At 68.4% G+C, this 16,468-nt stretch carries 16 protein-coding genes; 12 read left to right on the top strand and 4 right to left on the bottom strand.

Features of this window, described 5'->3' with window-relative positions; genetic code table 11:
* Window positions 1-6 precede the first annotated feature (6 nt).
* The 10 genes from PHZ_RS20020 to ybaL all read left to right on the top strand — a co-directional run bounded on the left by PHZ_RS20020 (window position 7) and on the right by ybaL (window position 8,872).
* The gene (locus tag PHZ_RS20020) at window positions 7-393 is read left to right on the top strand and encodes a DUF6491 family protein (protein ID WP_012520328.1); all 387 of its coding nucleotides are present in this window, start codon (window positions 7-9) and stop codon (window positions 391-393) included.
* 40 nt (window positions 394-433) lie between these two features.
* Entirely contained in the window at window positions 434-2,266 is a 1,833-nt protein-coding gene (gene ftsH, locus PHZ_RS20025; protein ID WP_012520329.1) for an ATP-dependent zinc metalloprotease FtsH, read from the top strand.
* Between the two features lie 73 nt (window positions 2,267-2,339).
* Window positions 2,340-2,834 carry an SRPBCC family protein gene (locus PHZ_RS20030; protein WP_187149134.1) on the top strand — a complete coding sequence of 165 codons (495 nt, stop codon included), beginning with the start codon at window positions 2,340-2,342 and terminating at the stop codon, window positions 2,832-2,834.
* A 107-nt stretch (window positions 2,835-2,941) separates the two neighbouring features.
* Entirely contained in the window at window positions 2,942-3,163 is a 222-nt protein-coding gene (locus tag PHZ_RS20035) for a helix-turn-helix domain-containing protein (RefSeq protein WP_012520331.1), read from the top strand.
* Between the two features lie 207 nt (window positions 3,164-3,370).
* Window positions 3,371-3,847, top strand: coding sequence for an Hsp20 family protein (locus tag PHZ_RS20040; RefSeq protein ID WP_012520332.1), 477 nt, complete (start codon window positions 3,371-3,373; stop codon window positions 3,845-3,847).
* 73 nt (window positions 3,848-3,920) lie between these two features.
* Complete coding sequence (locus PHZ_RS20045) at window positions 3,921-4,436, top strand: Hsp20/alpha crystallin family protein (protein ID WP_012520333.1); 516 nt, start codon at window positions 3,921-3,923, stop codon at window positions 4,434-4,436.
* An 82-nt stretch (window positions 4,437-4,518) separates the two neighbouring features.
* Window positions 4,519-4,830, top strand: a complete 312-nt coding sequence (locus tag PHZ_RS20050) for a hypothetical protein (RefSeq protein WP_148217022.1) — start codon at window positions 4,519-4,521, stop codon at window positions 4,828-4,830.
* A 13-nt stretch (window positions 4,831-4,843) separates the two neighbouring features.
* Entirely contained in the window at window positions 4,844-5,530 is a 687-nt protein-coding gene (locus PHZ_RS20055; protein ID WP_012520335.1) for an NADH dehydrogenase ubiquinone Fe-S protein 4, read from the top strand.
* Between the two features lie 91 nt (window positions 5,531-5,621).
* Window positions 5,622-7,070: a Do family serine endopeptidase gene (locus PHZ_RS20060; protein WP_012520336.1), complete on the top strand. Its 1,449-nt coding sequence runs from the start codon at window positions 5,622-5,624 to the stop codon at window positions 7,068-7,070.
* A gap of 68 nt (window positions 7,071-7,138) precedes the next feature.
* Window positions 7,139-8,872: a YbaL family putative K(+) efflux transporter gene (gene ybaL, locus PHZ_RS20065; protein WP_012520337.1), complete on the top strand. Its 1,734-nt coding sequence runs from the start codon at window positions 7,139-7,141 to the stop codon at window positions 8,870-8,872.
* A 100-nt stretch (window positions 8,873-8,972) separates the two neighbouring features.
* On the opposite strand, the gene groL is transcribed toward ybaL, so the two are convergent.
* Window positions 8,973-10,592, bottom strand: coding sequence for a chaperonin GroEL (groL, locus tag PHZ_RS20070; RefSeq protein ID WP_012520338.1), 1,620 nt, complete (start codon window positions 10,590-10,592; stop codon window positions 8,973-8,975).
* A 16-nt stretch (window positions 10,593-10,608) separates the two neighbouring features.
* The gene (locus tag PHZ_RS20075) at window positions 10,609-10,902 is read right to left on the bottom strand and encodes a co-chaperone GroES (protein ID WP_012520339.1); all 294 of its coding nucleotides are present in this window, start codon (window positions 10,900-10,902) and stop codon (window positions 10,609-10,611) included.
* Between the two features lie 298 nt (window positions 10,903-11,200).
* On the opposite strand from PHZ_RS20075, the gene PHZ_RS20080 reads away from it, so the two are divergent.
* The gene (locus tag PHZ_RS20080) at window positions 11,201-12,055 is read left to right on the top strand and encodes an SDR family oxidoreductase (protein WP_012520340.1); all 855 of its coding nucleotides are present in this window, start codon (window positions 11,201-11,203) and stop codon (window positions 12,053-12,055) included.
* A 35-nt stretch (window positions 12,056-12,090) separates the two neighbouring features.
* Here the strand turns inward: PHZ_RS20080 and PHZ_RS20085 are convergent, their stop codons facing one another.
* Complete coding sequence (locus PHZ_RS20085) at window positions 12,091-13,407, bottom strand: family 1 glycosylhydrolase (RefSeq protein WP_041374486.1); 1,317 nt, start codon at window positions 13,405-13,407, stop codon at window positions 12,091-12,093.
* An 80-nt stretch (window positions 13,408-13,487) separates the two neighbouring features.
* Here PHZ_RS20085 and ppc point away from each other — a divergent pair, with 80 nt between their 5' ends.
* Window positions 13,488-16,154, top strand: a complete 2,667-nt coding sequence (ppc, locus tag PHZ_RS20090) for a phosphoenolpyruvate carboxylase (protein WP_012520342.1) — start codon at window positions 13,488-13,490, stop codon at window positions 16,152-16,154.
* Window positions 16,155-16,197: 43 nt separating this feature from the next.
* Here ppc and PHZ_RS20095 read toward each other — a convergent pair whose 3' ends face one another.
* Complete coding sequence (locus PHZ_RS20095; RefSeq protein WP_148217023.1) at window positions 16,198-16,404, bottom strand: hypothetical protein; 207 nt, start codon at window positions 16,402-16,404, stop codon at window positions 16,198-16,200.
* Between the last annotated feature and the right edge of the window lie 64 nt (window positions 16,405-16,468).

A 16,468-nucleotide genomic window follows, 5' to 3' on the forward strand; every position in this document is an offset into this window, starting at 1 on the left:
CGTTGGATGAAGACAAGGGTCTTGGCCGCCGCGGCGGCCTTGTTGATCGGGGTCGCTGCCACGCCGGCCGTTTCAGCCGACAAGCCGAGCCAGCCGCGGCAATGCTTTTGGAACCACCAGGTGAACAGCTTCGCCGCGCAGGGCGACCGCACCGTGAACCTGCGGGTGGGCGTCAAGGAATACTATCAGCTGGAGCTCTTCGGACCGTGTCCTGACGTGGACTGGACGCAGAAGATCGCCCTGATATCCCGCGGCGGCTCCACCATTTGCTCGGGCTTGGACGCGGAGATCGTTACGCCCTCCGTCATCGGCTCGCAGAAATGCATGGTCCGCAACGTGCGCAAACTCAGCCCCACGGAAGTGGCCGCGCTCCCCAAGGGCGCGAAGCCGTAACGCGTGCCTTAAGGCCCGCTCCTGATCGCGCGAGACGTCCATGAACAAGCAGACCCGCTTCCACGTCATCTACTGGATCATCGCCTTCTTCGGCGTGATCGCGATCCAGCACTACATCGGGGTCGCAACCCAGGTCGCGCAAATCCCCTATAGCCAGTTCCAGCAGCTGCTGCGGGACGGCAAGGTGGCGGAGGTCGGGGTCTCCGACCGCTTCATGCAGGGCCGCCTGAAGGAGCCCCTCGAAGGCAAGAAGGCCTTCGTCACCACGCGGGTCGAGCCCGAGCTCGCGCGCGAACTCCAGCAGCACGGCGTCACCTATACTGGCCAGGTCGAGAACACCTTCCTCCGGGACCTGCTCTCCTGGGTGATCCCGGTGCTGCTCTTCTTCGGCCTTTGGATGTACCTGGGGCAGAAGGCGGCCGGCGCGGGCGGCCTCATGCAGGTGGGCCGCAGCCGGGCGAAGATCTATGTCGAGGCCAACACCGGCGTCACCTTCGCCGACGTCGCGGGTGTCGACGAAGCCAAGGACGAGCTGCGCGAGATTATCGACTTCCTGAAGGACCCACAGGAGTATGGCCGCCTCGGCGGTCGCATGCCCAAGGGCGTGCTGCTGGTGGGGCCGCCCGGCACCGGCAAGACGCTGCTGGCCAAGGCTGTCGCCGGCGAGGCCAAGGTTCCCTTCTTCTCCATCTCCGGCTCGGAGTTCGTGGAGATGTTCGTGGGCGTGGGCGCCGCGCGGGTCCGCGACCTCTTCGAGCAGGCGCGCCAGAAGGCGCCCGCCATCATCTTCATCGACGAGCTGGACGCGCTCGGCCGGGCGCGCGGCCTCTACGCCTACGGCGGCCACGACGAAAAGGAGCAGACGCTCAATCAGCTGCTGGTCGAAATGGACGGTTTCGATTCCAGCACCGGCCTGGTGCTCCTCGCCGCCACCAACCGTCCCGAGATTCTCGATCCAGCGCTTCTGCGCGCCGGCCGGTTCGATCGCCAGGTCTTGGTGGACCGGCCCGACAAGAAGGGCCGGGTGGCGGTCCTGAAGGTGCATACCCGCAAGGTGAAGCTTGCGCCGGAAGTGGACCTCGAAAAGGTGGCGGCCCTTACCCCAGGGTTCACGGGGGCCGACCTTGCTAACCTGGTCAATGAGGCGGCCCTGCTGGCCACCCGCCGCGGCGCGGCCGCGATCACCATGCCCGACTTCAACGAGGCCGTGGAACGGATCATCGCCGGCCTGGAGAAGCGCAACCGCATCCTCAACCCGAGGGAACGGGAGGTGGTGGCGCACCATGAGATGGGTCACGCCCTCGTCGGCCTCGCGCTGCCTGGGGTGGATCAAGTGCATAAGGTCTCGATCATCCCGCGCGGGGTGGGCGCTCTCGGATACACCATCCAGCGCCCGACCGAGGACCGGTTCCTGATGACCCGCGAGGAGCTGGAGAATAAGATGTGCGCGCTGCTCGGCGGCCGGGCCGCGGAGTGGATCGTCTATGGCCGTCTCTCGACCGGAGCAGCCGACGACCTGCGCAAGGTCACCGACATCGCCCGCAGCATGGTCACGCGCTACGGCATGTCGAAACGGCTGGGTCCGGTCTCCTACGACCGGGAGCCGCGCTCGTTCCTCAGCCAGGGCGACGCGCCAGCGCCCTTCCTGCGCGAGAGGGACTTCGGCGAGGCGACGTCGGACGTAATCGACGAGGAGGTGCGCGCCATCGTCGAGGCGGCGTTCGCGCGCACGGTGGAGATTCTCGAGAGCCGCCGCGGCGCGCTCGAGCGCGGCGCCCGGCTCCTGCTCGAAAAGGAGACCTTGGATGAAACCGAGCTTGCGGAGCTCGCCGGCGCGCCGGACGGCGAGGCTCGCAGGTCGTCAGCGGGGTGAGAAGGAAACTGTAGGCCGGCGTCTGCGTTCAGCGCAGGCCAGCGCCGGAGGGGGCGCGGCGGCGCTTCGGAGCATGAACATGAAGGACGAACCTGTGAAGGCGGGCGTCACCCTCAGCGCGCCCGTAGAGCATGCATTTCGAGTGTTCACCGAGGGCATCGGCGACTGGTGGCCGAGGGCCAAAACCTTCTACCGTGACGACGTCGCCGGCATTGCCATCGAACCTCGCGCGGGCGGTCACTGGTATGAGGTCGATCGGCGCGGCAGGCGCATTGACTGGGGGGAGGTGCGCGCGTTCGAGCCGGACCGGCGCTTGGTGCTCGGTTGGGCGGTCTCGGCCGACCGCGGGCAGGAGCCGCCGGAGCGCGCGAGCGAGGTCGAGGTTCGCTTCCTCGCGCTGGGCCCCAAGCTTACGCGCGTGGAGGTCGAGCATCGCGGCTTCGCTCGTCACGGCGCGGGCGCAGAATTGCTGCGCGTGGGCATGGCTTCGCCCGACGGCTGGCCGTACATCCTGCGCGAATACGCCGAGGCGGCTAGCCCGACTGCGCGAGCGGTGCTGAGCGCCTGATGAGCCTCCACAAAATTGGCCGGGTTCCTGAACGAGGTGGGAACCGGACGTTCACCGTGCAATTAAGTGCGTAGCACCAAAATCCTCGTTCATGTTGGTAGGTCGGCATGGACGTTCGCACAATCGTAGGAACCAACGTCAGGCGATACCGCGGCGAGGCAGGCCTTTCACAGGAAGGTCTCGCCGAGTTGATGGGCGTGGACCGGGCTTATGTCAGCGGACTCGAATTGGGCCGCCGCAACCCGACCATTCTGACCCTCTGGCACACCGCCATGGCGTTGAAGATCCGGCCCTCGGAGCTCCTGGAGTTCGAAGGGCCGCTGTTCTGAGGCCCGTTTTCGCGGGCGGTCTTAGGGCCTCCGCGCGCGCTCGTGCGACGCTGCGCGCCTCCAGCTAGAGGAATAAATTCGATCTTGCAGGGCGTGATGAGCGCCCTACCTCAAGTCTTGCCGGACGCTGATGAAGGTTCGGCGGCGGGCGCCGGCGTTATCCGGCGCTCCCCAACGCCCATGTTGCTCAACGGAGGGACTTGGACCATGAGGATGAACACTATGACGCCGATGTCGGGCTATCGGCCCATGCCGAGCGTCGACGGTGCGCTGAGCCTGATGGACCGTGCGATGAGCGGCTCGGTCCCTGGTCTCAACTGGCCTCCCTACAATGTCGTGCAGGCCGACGGCGATCACTACCGCATCGTTCTTGCGGTGCCGGGTTTCCGCGATGGCGATCTGGAGATCGTCTCCGAACCCAACCGGCTGACCGTCAGCGGCCGGCCGCAGGAGGTGCAGGAGGACGGCGAGGTCGTCTACCGCGGCATCGCCCAGCAGCCGTTCCGTCGGACCTTCGAGCTCGCCGACCATGTGCACGTGCAGAACGCGCGCCTGGAGAACGGCCTGCTGACCCTCGAGCTGGTGCGGGAGATCCCCGAGGCCCTGAAGCCGAAGCGGATCCAGATCACCGGTTCGGGCCAGTCCGCCATCGGCTCGGGCGAGTCGGAGCAGAAGACCCAGTGAGCGACGGTGATGGCAGGCGGCCGGCGCCGCGCAGGTTCGCGGCGTCGGGCCGCCTGGTAGAGGAGAGCTGACGATGCAACTTCGTGATCTGATCCCCTGGGGACGGCATGAGCAGGACCATCGTCCGCACGAGGGCGCGCTCACCACGACCTCTCGTCGCGACGAGGAAACCCATCCGTTCCTCACCCTTCATCGGGAGGTGAACCGCCTCTTCGACGACGTCTTCCGCGACTTCGGGGGCTCCATCCTGGGCCGCTCCGCCAGTTGGCCCAGCGTCGAGGTGGCCGAGGACGCCAAGGCCATCCGCGTTTCGGCCGAGCTGCCGGGCATGGATGAAAACGACGTCGACGTCGTGTTCGAAGACGGCGTCCTGGTCCTGCGGGGCGAGAAGCGCTCCGATGTCGAGGATAAGGATCGGCACTACAGCGAGCACTACTATGGCCGCTTCGAGCGGGTGGTGCCGGTGCCGGTCGCCATCGACGAGGATGCGATCAAGGCCAACTTCAAGAAGGGCGTCCTGACGGTCACCCTTCCGAAGTCCAAGGCCCAGCAGGACGGTGTCCGGAGGATCCCGATCAGCAAGGGCTAACTGAGCGCCGCGCCGTCCGCGCCAGGCGCGGGCGGCGCGGGGTCTTTTCCGGAGCTACGCCATGACAACCCAAAGCCAGGGCGTGTCCCCCCCTTCCGGGATCGCGATCGTCGGTCGCCCCTTCGTCGACGCCCTACTGGATCCGAGAACGGCCTTCGCCTCGCCCGACGTGGTGGCCAACCACGCCTGGCTGTCCCGCGAGGAGAAGCGGCTGATCCTTTGGAGCTGGGCCCGGGACCTCTTGCGCGAAGCCCGCGACGGGACCGCGCAGACCGCGGCCTGCGAGGCCGTGCTGGGCGCCCTGGCCCGGTTCGATCCTGCGGCGGCCGACGAGTTCGAAGGGGCGTTCGCGACGCTGTCGCCCGATCGGGAGGGCGGGCGCGCCCAGAACTGATCGGAGTTGAGCCATGTTCGATTCGACAGATTTCAACCTTGGGACCACGACCCCGTCGGTCGCCGCCCGCCGCCACGCCTCGGCCCTGCCCGCCGACGCCGTGGCCGTGATCCGGCCGAACGAGCGTTCGGCCATGAGCAGCGGCCGCGCCACGGCCAGGGGCTGGACCGTGACGTTCAAGCCGCGCAGCGCGCCGCGGATCGAGCCGCTGATGGGCTGGACCGAATCCGCCGACACCCTCCAACAGGTGCGCCTGTCGTTCCCGACGGCCGAGGCGGCGATCGGCTACTGCCAGCGCCAAGGCCTGGCCTTCGAGGTCCAGGGCGGCACCGGCGCGGCGGCGTATGGCGAGGGCAGGGGCGCCGAGCGGCCCCTCAGCGCCGACAACGAGAACCGTCCCCAGCCGCCCTCAGACCGTCTCGGCGCGGCCGAGGCCGACCGGCTCTATCTCAGCCCGGAGGCGGTCTACGCCTCGCCCGACGCCGTGCTCGCCGACCTCTCGCTCTCGCCGGAGCAGAAGCGCGCCATCCTGCGCTCCTGGGAATGGGACGAGTACCTGCTCGAGGTGGAAGCGGGCGAAGCCCCGGTGCGCGAGCACGTCTCGCGGCTGGCCGAAGTGCGCTCGGCGCTCGCCCGTCTCGACGCCCACGAGGCGGCAGACGCCGACTGCTACCGCTGGGAGCCGACCCGTGCGGCCTGAACCGGAGACCGGCGGGGCGCGCTCCCGCCGGTCTCCTTTTTCTATTCCGAGGAGAGGAGAGACATGTTTCTATTCCGAGGAGAGGAGAGACATGCCTAAGCGCCAATCGCGCCTGCTTTGTTCTGTCGCCCTCGCCGCCGCCCTGGCCGCGGGCGGCGTGGGTCCGCTGACTGCCCCGGCGGCCGCGGCCCAGCCGGCGCGCAATTTGCCGGCCGGCGTCCCGTCGAGCTTTGCCGATATCGTTCAGCGCGTCGCGCCCGCCGTGGTCTCCATCGACGTGACCCGCAGCGCCCCGGCTCGGCCGAACCTGCCGCAGCTGTTCCCTGGCTTCCCGTTCTTCTTCGGGTTCCCGGGTTCGCCGGATGGCAACAACGGGACGCCGTCACTGCCGAATGCGCGGGTGTCGGGCTCGGGCTTCTTCATCACGCCGACCGGCTACATCGTCACCAACAACCATGTGGTCGAGAACGCCACCAAGGTGAGCGTGCGCACCAACGAGGGGCGCGAGCTTGAGGCGCGCGTCATTGGCCGCGATCCGCTGACGGACCTGGCGGTGCTGAAGGTCGAGGGCTCAAACTTCCCCTATGTGACGTTCGAGACCAACGCGCGGCCGCGCGTGGGCGACTGGGTGATCGCCATGGGCAATCCTTTCGGCCTCGGCGGCACCGCCACCTCGGGCATCGTCTCGGCCTATGGCCGCGACATCGGCGAGGCCTATGTGGACTACCTTCAGATCGACGCCCCCATCAACCGGGGCAACTCGGGCGGTCCGACCTTCGACGTCTACGGCCGGGTGATCGGCGTCAACACGGCCATCTTCTCGCCCTCGGGCGGCTCTGTCGGGATCGGCTTCGCCATTCCCGCCGAGATCGCCGACCGGATCACCAAGCAGCTCATCTCCGGCGGTTCGATCGTACGCGGCTACATCGGCGCCATGGTGCAGAACCTGACGCCGGAGATCGCTGAGAGCCTTGGCATCCCGGGCCGCAAGGGCGCCCTGGTGGCCGAGGTGACCCCGGGCGGGCCCGGCGACCTCGCCGGTCTGCGCGCGGGCGATGCGATCCTCAGCCTAAACGGCCAGGAGCTGACCTCGTCGTCCGACCTGACCCGGCGCGTCGGCGCCGCCCGCGAGGGCGACCGGCTGCGGCTGGAGATCTGGCGCGAAGGCCGTCGCCAGACCCTGGAGCTGAGGGCCGGACGCCGGCCGGCCGATGATGCGCCCGGCGTGGTCAATCCTGCGGACGCGGCGAGCCTCGGCCTGACCCTGCGCCCGCTCGACCAGGCGGCCCGCACGCAATACCGGCTGCCGGCGACGGCGCGCGGCGTCGTCATCGACGCGGTTTCGCCAGGCTCGGACGCGGCTGAAAAGGGGCTCCGCGCCGGCGACGTGATCGACCGCGTGGGCGAGCGCAGCGTCGCAGCGCCGGCCGATGTCCGCGAGGCGATCGATGCGGCGCGGCGCCAGGGCCGGCCTTCGGTGCTGGTGCGCGTGTGGCGTGAGGGGCGGAGCCTGTTCGTGCCGCTGCGGCTGACGAGCTGAGGCGAAACGGCGTCGCTGGCGGCGGACACCAGATCCGACCGCCGGCGCCCAGCCGAGGACGGGTACGCATGCTGCACGAGACGCCCCTGATCGCCACCCTTACCCTGGCTTTCGTCGGGGCGTCGGTGTTGGGACTCATCGCCGGCCGGCTTCGCCTGCCGCCGATCCTGGGATATCTGCTGGCCGGCGTCGCGCTGGGCCCGTCCACCCCAGGCTTCACGGCCAATCCGGAGCTGGCCTCCGAGCTGGCCGAGATCGGCGTCATCCTGCTGATGTTCGGGGTAGGGCTGCACTTCTCCTATCGAGATCTAGTCAAGGTCCAGAGCATCGCGCTGCCGGGCGCGATCGCCCAGATCGTCGTCGCCACCCTGCTCGGCGCAGCACTGGCGTCGGGGATGGGCTGGCCGCTCGCCAGCGGCCTCGCCTTCGGCCTCGCCCTTTCTGTGGCGAGCACCGTCGTCCTCGTCCGTGCGCTCGAGGAGCGCCAGCTCCTGGACACCCGAAGCGGCCACATCGCGGTCGGCTGGCTGGTCATCGAGGACCTGGTCATGGTGGCCGCTCTGGTGTTCCTTCCAGTGATCGCCGGGGCCTTGCCGGGCGGACGCCCCGACGTGTTCGCCGAGCATGGCGGCGTGGGATTGTCGCTCGCCGCGACCTTCGGCAAGCTGGCCGCCTTCGTCGCACTGATGATCCTCGTCGGCCGCCGGGTGATCCCCTGGTCGCTGGCCAAGGTCGCCAGCCTCGGGTCGCGTGAACTCTTCACCCTGACCGTGCTCAGCATGGCGGTGGGGGTCGCCTATGGCGCCGCCAAGCTGTTCGACGTCTCCTTCGCCCTTGGGGCCTTCGCCGCCGGCATGATCCTCAAGGAGTCGGAACTCAGCCACAAGGCGGGCGACAACATCCTACCGCTGCGCGACGCCTTTGCGGTGCTGTTCTTCGTCTCGGTCGGCATGCTGTTCGACCCCCGGACGCTCCTCGAGCGGCCGCTCGCGGTGCTGGCGACGGTGCTCACCATCGTCGTGGGCAAGTCGCTCGCCGCCTTCCTGATCGTGCGCGCCTTCCGCCACCCGCGCGACACGGCGGTGCTCATCGCCGCCAGCCTCGCCCAGATCGGCGAGTTCTCCTTCATCCTCACCTCCATGTCCCAGAGCCTCGGCCTGCTGCCCGAGGAGGCGCGCGACCTTGTTCTGGCAGGCGCCATTGGCTCGATCCTGCTCAATCCCGCCGTCTTCTCGCTGGCCACGGAAATGCGGGCCCGGCGGCTCGCGCGCACTCCGATCCGAGACCTGGGCGACGAGCCGCTCAAGGTCGATATCGCGACGCCTCACCAGAGCGAACTGGCCGACCATGTGATCGTTGTGGGCTACGGCCGCGTCGGCCGGCGGGTCAAGGAGGCCCTCGACCGGGACGGCGTGAAGGCGGCGGTCATCGACACCGACATCGAGCGCGTCGAGGCCCTGCGGCGCAACGCCGAGATTGCGATCCTGGGGAACGCGACGCGTGAGGAGGTACTGCTGGCGGCCGGCGTCAAGACCGCCGTCTGCCTTGTCCTGGCGATCCCCGACGGATTCGAGAGCGGCGAGATCGTCACCCGCGCCCGCGCCCTTAATCCTCAGCTTCGCATCGTGGCCAGGGCCCATTCGGAGGAGCAAACCGACCGTCTCTTGAACAGCGGCGCGGACCGGGTGGTGATGGGGGAGAGCGAAATCGCCCGCACCATGCTGGCCGATCTCAGCGAGGCCGGCATCCTGCTGCCGCCTCAACCGGAACAAGGCCTGGAGGCGGTGGCGCGTTCGCCCTGAGCGCCGCGTCGAAGGCGCTTTAATCGACACGTAGTAATAGTGTGAAAGAAAAGACGCCGGCCGCTGCGATGGGCGGCCGGCGTCGCGCTTTTCGGCTTGCTTAAGCCACCATGGCGGCGTTCGCGCCGGCCTCGGGCTTCTTCGGCGCCTCGGCCACCGCAGCCTCGGTCGTGATCAGCAGTCCGGCCACGGAGGCCGCGTCCTGCAGGGCGGTGCGCACGACCTTGGCGGGATCGATCACGCCCGCCTGCACCAGATCGACATATTCCTCGGTCTGGGCGTTAAAGCCGAACGTCGGCGAGGCGTTCTCCAGGATCTTGCCGACGACTATGGACCCCTCGACGCCGGCGTTTTCCGCGATCTGGCGAATCGGCGCCTGTAGCGCGCGCCGCACGATGGCGATGCCGGCGTTCTGGTCGTCGTTGGCGCCGTTCAAACCCTCCAGCACCTTGCTGGCGCGCAGGAGAGCTACGCCGCCGCCGGGGACGATCCCCTCCTCGACAGCCGCCCTCGTGGCGTGCATGGCGTCGTCGACGCGATCCTTCTTCTCCTTGACCTCCACCTCGGTCGAGCCGCCGACCCGCACCACGGCGACGCCGCCGGCGAGCTTGGCCAGGCGTTCCTGCAGCTTCTCGCGGTCGTAGTCGGAGGTCGTCTCCTCGATCTGACGCCGGATCTGGCCGATACGGCCCTGGATGTCGGCCTTGTCGCCGGCGCCTTCGACAATGGTGGTGTCGTCCTTGGTGATGATGACCTTTTTGGCGCGGCCGAGCTGGTCGATGGTCACGTTCTCCAGCTTGATCCCTAGGTCCTCGCTGATGAACTGGCCGCCGGTCAGGATGGCGATGTCCTCTAGCATCGCCTTGCGGCGGTCGCCGAAGCCGGGCGCCTTCACGGCGGCGACGCGCAGGCCGCCGCGCAGCTTGTTGAGGACGAGGGTGGCCAGCACCTCGCCTTCGATGTCCTCGGCGATGACCAGGAGCGGTTTGCCGGATTGCACCACCTGCTCGAGCAGCGGAATGAGCGGCTGCAGGGTCGTCAGCTTCTTCTCGAAGATCAGAACCAGGGCGTCTTCGAGCACCGTCTCCATCCGGTCGGGATTGGTGACGAAGTAGGGCGAGACATAGCCCCGGTCGAATTGCATGCCCTCGACCACCTCGAGTTCCATCTCGAGGCCCCTGGCTTCCTCGACCGTGATCACCCCCTCGTTGCCCACCCGCTCCATGGCCTGGGCGATCATGGCGCCGATCTCGCGTTCGCCGTTGGCCGAGATGGTGCCGATTTGGGCGATCTCCTCGTTGGAGGACACCTTCTTGGAGGTGGCGCGGATCTCCTCCACGACGGCGGCGACGGCCTTGTCGACGCCGCGCTTCAGGTCCATCGGGTTCATGCCGGCCGCCACCGACTTCAGGCCTTCCTGGACGATGGCCTGGGCGAGCACGGTGGCCGTGGTCGTGCCGTCGCCGGCCTGGTCGTTGGTCTTGGAGGCGACCTCGCGCAGCAGCTGGGCGCCGAGATTCTCGAACTTGTCCTCGAGCTCGATCTCCTTGGCGACGCTGACGCCGTCCTTGGTGGTGCGCGGCGCGCCGAAGGACTTCTCAATAACCACGTTGCGGCCCTTCGGGCCCAGGGTCACCCGCACGGCGTTTGCCAGGATGTTGACGCCGCGCAGCATGCGGTCGCGGGCGTCGGTGGAGAAGTGGATCTCTTTCGCTGCCATGTTCAGCACTCCTGCGTCAGGCGGCGTCCAGGACGCCCAGGACGTCGCTTTCCTTCATGATCAGGAGGTCTTCGCCGTCGATGCGGACCTCCGAGCCGGACCACTTGCCGAACAGCACCTTCTGCCCGGCCTTCAGTTCGGGTTCGAGACGCCGGCCGTCCTTGTCCCGGGCGCCGGGGCCGACGGCGAGCACCTCGCCCTGCTGCGGTTTTTCCTTCGCGGTGTCGGGGATGATGATCCCGCCCGGCGTCTTGGCGTCTTCTTCGACGCGCCGAACGAGGATCCGGTCCCCGAGGGGTCGAAACGTCATTCCAGCCTCCGTTCCTCCGCCGGGCCCTGGAGCCCAGCCCCTTCATCCTCTCAAAGTTCAGCCGAAAGGGCGGCGCGCCAGCTGCGCCATGTCAGCCAGCCGGCCCCTCGCGCGCGAAACGTCGGCGAGGCAGCAAAGTTCCGCGTTTAGAAGTACTCGTGTGTCAACGTTGCTTGCGGCAGGCGGCGATGGTGCACCACAGTGCACCGGTTAGACAGTGCAGGCCAAGTGGAGGGTCCGCGAAACCCCGTCCCCGCGCCCTTCGTTTTGCGCTGGTCCGTTCAACTCGGAGGCCAAGATGACTGAGCTCCAGCCGCCGTTCCCCGACCAGAGCCAGACCCCGCCCGGGACGACGTCACAGATGGAGCCGAAGCCCGACCATGGCGAGCACTCCTACAAGGGATCGGGCCGCCTGGCAGGCAAGGCAGCCCTGATCACCGGCGGGGACAGCGGCATCGGGCGGGCTGTGGCCATCGCGTTCGCACGGGAGGGCGCGGACGTCGCGATCGGCTATCTCAACGAGCACGACGACGCCGAGGAGACCCGGCGCTGGGTGGAGACGGCGGGACGTCGCTGCCTCTTGCTGCCCGGCGACCTTGCGGACCCGGCGCATTGCCGTGCCCTGGTGGAGAAGACCGTGAGCGAGTTTGGACGGCTCGACGTTCTGGTCAACAACGCCGCCGAGCAGGCGACCTACCAGAGCCTTGACGAGATCACCGAGGAAGCCTGGGCGCGGACCTTCCAGGTCAACATCCACGCCATGTTCCACCTGGCCAAGGCGGCCCTGCCGCACCTGAAGCCGGGATCGGCGATCATCAACACCACCTCGGTCAACGCGGACGACCCCAATCCCTCGCTGCTGCCCTATGCGACCACCAAGGGCGCGATTCAAAACTTCACGGCAGGTCTGGCGCAGATGCTCGCCGAGAAGGGGGTGCGGGTGAACTGCGTCGCGCCGGGTCCGATCTGGACCCCGCTGATTCCGGCCACCATGCCGCCCGAGAAGGTGAAGCAGTTCGGGGCCAACACCCCGATGAAGCGGCCCGGCCAGCCTAAGGAGGTCGCACCGGTCTATGTGCTCCTGGCCTCCGACGAGGCGAGCTACGTCTCGGGCGCGACGGTGGCCGTCACCGGCGGCCGGCCGATGCTCTGAGGCCTCAGACCGCCGCCGTGACCAGGAGCTTCCTCTCAGTCGTTCCGGCCCGCGCCAGGAAGCGTCCCGGCCGAACCCCGCGCGAGCCGGCGCTCCCGCGCTTCGGCCATCCGGCGCTGCACAAAGCCCTCCTCGAACTCGCTGGGCAGGATGACCGGGACCTGCAGGCAGATGCTCTGGGTGGGAAGGACGTCGCGCCAGGCGGCGATCAGCTCTTTGTAGGCCTGGCCTACGGGCCGGATGCGCCGGTCGAGGTCATAGAGCCCAAGCGCGTTCACCCGCCCGTTCTTTTCGCGCAGGGCCGTGTCCCAGTCGACCTGGTCGGTCAGGGAATACCAGGTGAAGCCGACGATCGGCACGCCGTCGTTGCGGATGCGCAGGACGTTGGCCCACTCCTTCCAGAGCCACAGGACCGCCTCGTCGCCCCGTTCGCCTTGAAGGTAATTGGTCTCGGTGTGCATCACCGGCAGGTGATAGCGGGCGTAGTACTGCCGCGTGATCTCGTCGTAGCCGAACACCTCCCCGGCGGCGCGGGTGTGGCCGTCCGGCCAGACCCGGTGCTCGTTGGTGACGTAGTAGTCATTGCCGAGGATGCAGTGCGACTTCAGCCGCGCGTGCATGAAGAAGTCGTACTCCGCCGCCGTCATCCCGTTGTCCATCAGGTACCGGTACATCTCGGAATTGACGCGGATCCCGTAGTTCAGGTCGAGCGCCAGGAAGCGTACGGCGTTCATGAACTCGGCCGGCCCGATGGCAGCGGGGCTGTCGGCGTGGAAGTATTCGGAGGACTCGCTCTGCACGAACAGCGCATCGGGCCGCACGTCCAGGATCGCCTGCATGGCCAGCACATTGGCCCGGGCAATGTGCTTGAGGGCTGTGACGAAGCCGCGGTCGGTCGTCATCTGCTCGTTCCACCAGCCGTACTTGGCCGAGAAGGTCGCGCAGATGAACATCTCGTTGATTGGGGTGTAGAGCTGCACCCAGGGAAAGCGCCGTGCGAAGTCGCCGGCGTAGCGGGCGAAGAGGGCGGGGAAGTCGGGGTTCTGGAAGTTGCCGATCCAGTCCGGCACCCCGAAGTGGCAGAGGTCGGCGATCGGGACGATGTTGCGCCGTCTCAGTTCGGCGAACGCCAGGTCGGTGAATTCCCAGTCGTAGCGCCCGTCGGCCAGCCAGACCCGGTGCAGCGGCGGGCCGTAGCGCAAGAAGTGGATGCCGAGATCCTGGACGAGGGCGAAGTCCTCCTGCCAGTGCGCGTAGTGGCGGCAGGCGTCCATCTCGTCGACCCGCGTTCGGCCCTGGTGGATGGTGGGGTAGGAATTCTCGATCCCCGTGGCGAACATGAAGAGCGTCATCGGTTCGTCCTGAAAGCCTCCGGGGAAACAAACACGGCTTTGCCGCGAAGGTTCTCGGTGGCCGTCGGAGCCTACGGACCATGAGCGCAACCCCGCCGGGCGACGTTCGATCGGCCACCCAGGAGGTGGGGGCGCTGCTGGGGCAGATCATCCGCGATGAGGACCCGTCCGCCTTCGCGCGCATCGAAGCGGTGCGTCGGCTCGCCGTGGCCCGCCACTTCCAGGGCGCGGCCGGGGAGCTGCCGGCGCTGCTCGACGGTCTGAGCGCCGACGAAGCCTTCAAGGTCGTGCACGGCTTCGCCTGCTTCCTCCAGGCGGCCAACGCGGCGGAGGACGCCATGCAGGCGCGGCGCGCCAGCCTCGGCGAGGACGCCATCCGGCTCGACGACGTCCTGGATGCGCTCGCCAAAGAGGGCGTCACCGAGGACCAGGTGCGGGCGCTGCTCGGCAAGGGTCTGATCGTCCCGGTGCTCACCGCCCACCCGAGCGAAGTGCGCCGCAGAAGCGTGCTGGAGCACGCTCAGGCCATGCGGGAGACCCTCGGCGCCTTGGCGCATCCGGACTGCGGCCCCGACGCCGAGACGCTGTCCGAGATCCTCCTGCGCGAAACGGCCCTGCTCTGGGGCACGCGCCTCTTGCGAAGCGTCAAGCCGACCCCGGAGGACGAGGTCGACAATACGGTCGCGGTGATGCGCGCGAGCCTGTTGTCGGCCATCCCCGCCGTCTACGAGGCCTGGGAGCGACGGCTGGGCCCTGAACTGCCCGGCTTCCTGCGTCTCGGCAGCTGGGTGGGCGGCGACCGCGACGGCAATCCCTTCGTCACCGGCGAGGTTCTGCGTCGTGCGCTTGCTCGCCAGGCCGAGGCGGTGCTCGGCCACTATCTTGAAGAGGTGCATCGCCTCGGCGTCAGCCTGTCGCTCGCCGAGGACCTGGCGCCGCCGACCCCTGAGCTGAAGGCGTTCGCCGATAGTCTTGCCGACCCGCCGGCCCACCAGGCCCGGGAGCCCTACCGCCGGGCCCTGACCCTCATCTACGCGCGGTTGGCGGCGACCTACCAAGCCTTGGTCGGCCGGCCGGCCCCCCGCCTGGCCGCCGCGCGTGCGGACCCCTATGCATCCCCGGACGCGCTGGTCGCGGACCTGGAGCGCCTGCTGTCCTCGCTGCGGCGGACGAACGCACGGGCTTTCTCCCGCGGGCCTCTGCCGAACCTCGTCCGCGCCGTACGCGTATTTGGCTTCCATCTCGCCAGCTTGGACCTTCGGCAGAACGCGGCGGTGCATGAACGCGTGGTGGCCGAGCTCCTGGCGAAGGCGGGCGCCTGTGACGACTACCTCGCCTTGGACGAGGCGGGACGGCAACGTATCCTGTTGGCCGAGTTGGCGCATCGCCGCCCGCTCGTCTCGCCGATCGTCTGCTATTCCGAGGAGACCGCGCGCGAATTGGGCGTGTTCCGGGCCGCGGCCGAGGCGCGCGCCCGGTTCGGGCCAGCGGCGCTCGGCGCCTACATCGTCTCGAACGCCGGCGCAGTCTCGGACCTGCTGGAGCCCTACGTGCTGATGAAGGAGGCGGGGCTGTTCGATCCCATTGAACCCTCCGCGCCGCTGCGGGTGGAGCCGTTGTTTGAAACGATCGCCGACCTGCGGGCCGCGCCCGAGGTGCTCGCCGCCTATCTGGAGACGCCCCTGATCGCAGGGCTGATGCGCGGCGCGAACGCCCACCAGGAGGTGATGATCGGCTATTCGGATTCCAGCAAGGACGGCAGCTATCTGACCTCCAGCTGGCAGTTGCATCGGACGTCCGCGGCGCTTTCGGCGCTCGCGGACGCCAAGGGCGTGCGCCTGCAGCTGTTCCACGGCCGGGGCGGGGCGGTCGGCCGCGGCGGCGGCTCCAGCTTCGAAGCCATCGTCGCGCAGCCGCCGGGCGTGCTGCGCGGCCGTATGCGGCTGACGGAGCAGGGCGAGGTGATCGCCAACAAGTACGCCGACGCGGCGCTCGCCCGTCGCAGCCTGGAGACCTTGGCCTGTGGCGTGATCGCGGCCTCCCTGCGTCCGGCCTTTGCGGACGTGTCGGCGGCGGACGTCGAGGCGATGGACGCGCTCGCCGAAACCTCGCGCAGGGCCTACCGCGGGCTCGTCTACGAGACGCCAGGATTCGCGGACTTCTTTTTCTCGTCGACGCCCATCGCCGAGCTCAGCGAGCTCAACATCGCCAGCCGCCCGGTCGCCCGTCAGGCGGCGCGGACGATCGAGAGTCTCCGCGCCATACCGTGGGTGTTCTCCTGGTCGCAGGCGCGGCTGATGCTGCCGGGCTGGTACGGCTTTGGCGCGGCCACGAAAGAGGCGGATCTCGAGCGACTGAGGGCGTGGTGGCGAGGCTGGCCCTTTTTCCGCGCGACGCTCCGCAACATGGAGATGGTGCTCGCCAAGGCTGACCTGGCGATTGGTGCGCGCTATGCGGAGCTGGTGGCCGACGTGGATCTCCGGGCCGTCATCTTCGGCCGTATCCGGGCCGAATGGGACCGGACGGTCGACCGACTGCTGGCGATCACCGGACAGACGCAGCTGTTGGAACATGAGCCGCGGCTGGCCGAGGCCATCAAGGGCCGGTTACCCTACATCGAGCCCCTCAACCACCTGCAGGTCGAGCTGCTCCGCCGCCGCCGGGCAGGGGAGGACGATCCGAAGCTGCACGAGGCGCTGCTGATGACCCTGAACGGGATCGCCTCAGGCCTGCGCAACAGCGGCTAGCGCACGAACAGCCGCGGCCCGGGCGGGCGCGCGGCTGCCTTGGCTACTTGAAGTTGGGAGCGATCAGCATCGCCGCGGCGGCGAGCAGGCCCAGCGTAAGCAGGCCGAACATGCCGACGCGATCGACAGTCCGCTCCAGCTTCGGGAAGGTCGCGGTCTCCAGGGCGTGGATGGCCTCGGCCTCCCGCCGACGCAGGTCTGTGCCTTCGGCCGACAGCCAGCGCCGGACATCGCGGAACAGGTTTCTCATGACCATATCCTCCGAAAAGCAACATGGTGACGAGAGGGCCGCGGGGAGGGTCCCCGCGACCGTC

The organism is Phenylobacterium zucineum HLK1, assembly GCF_000017265.1.
Lineage (GTDB): Bacteria > Pseudomonadota > Alphaproteobacteria > Caulobacterales > Caulobacteraceae > Phenylobacterium > Phenylobacterium zucineum.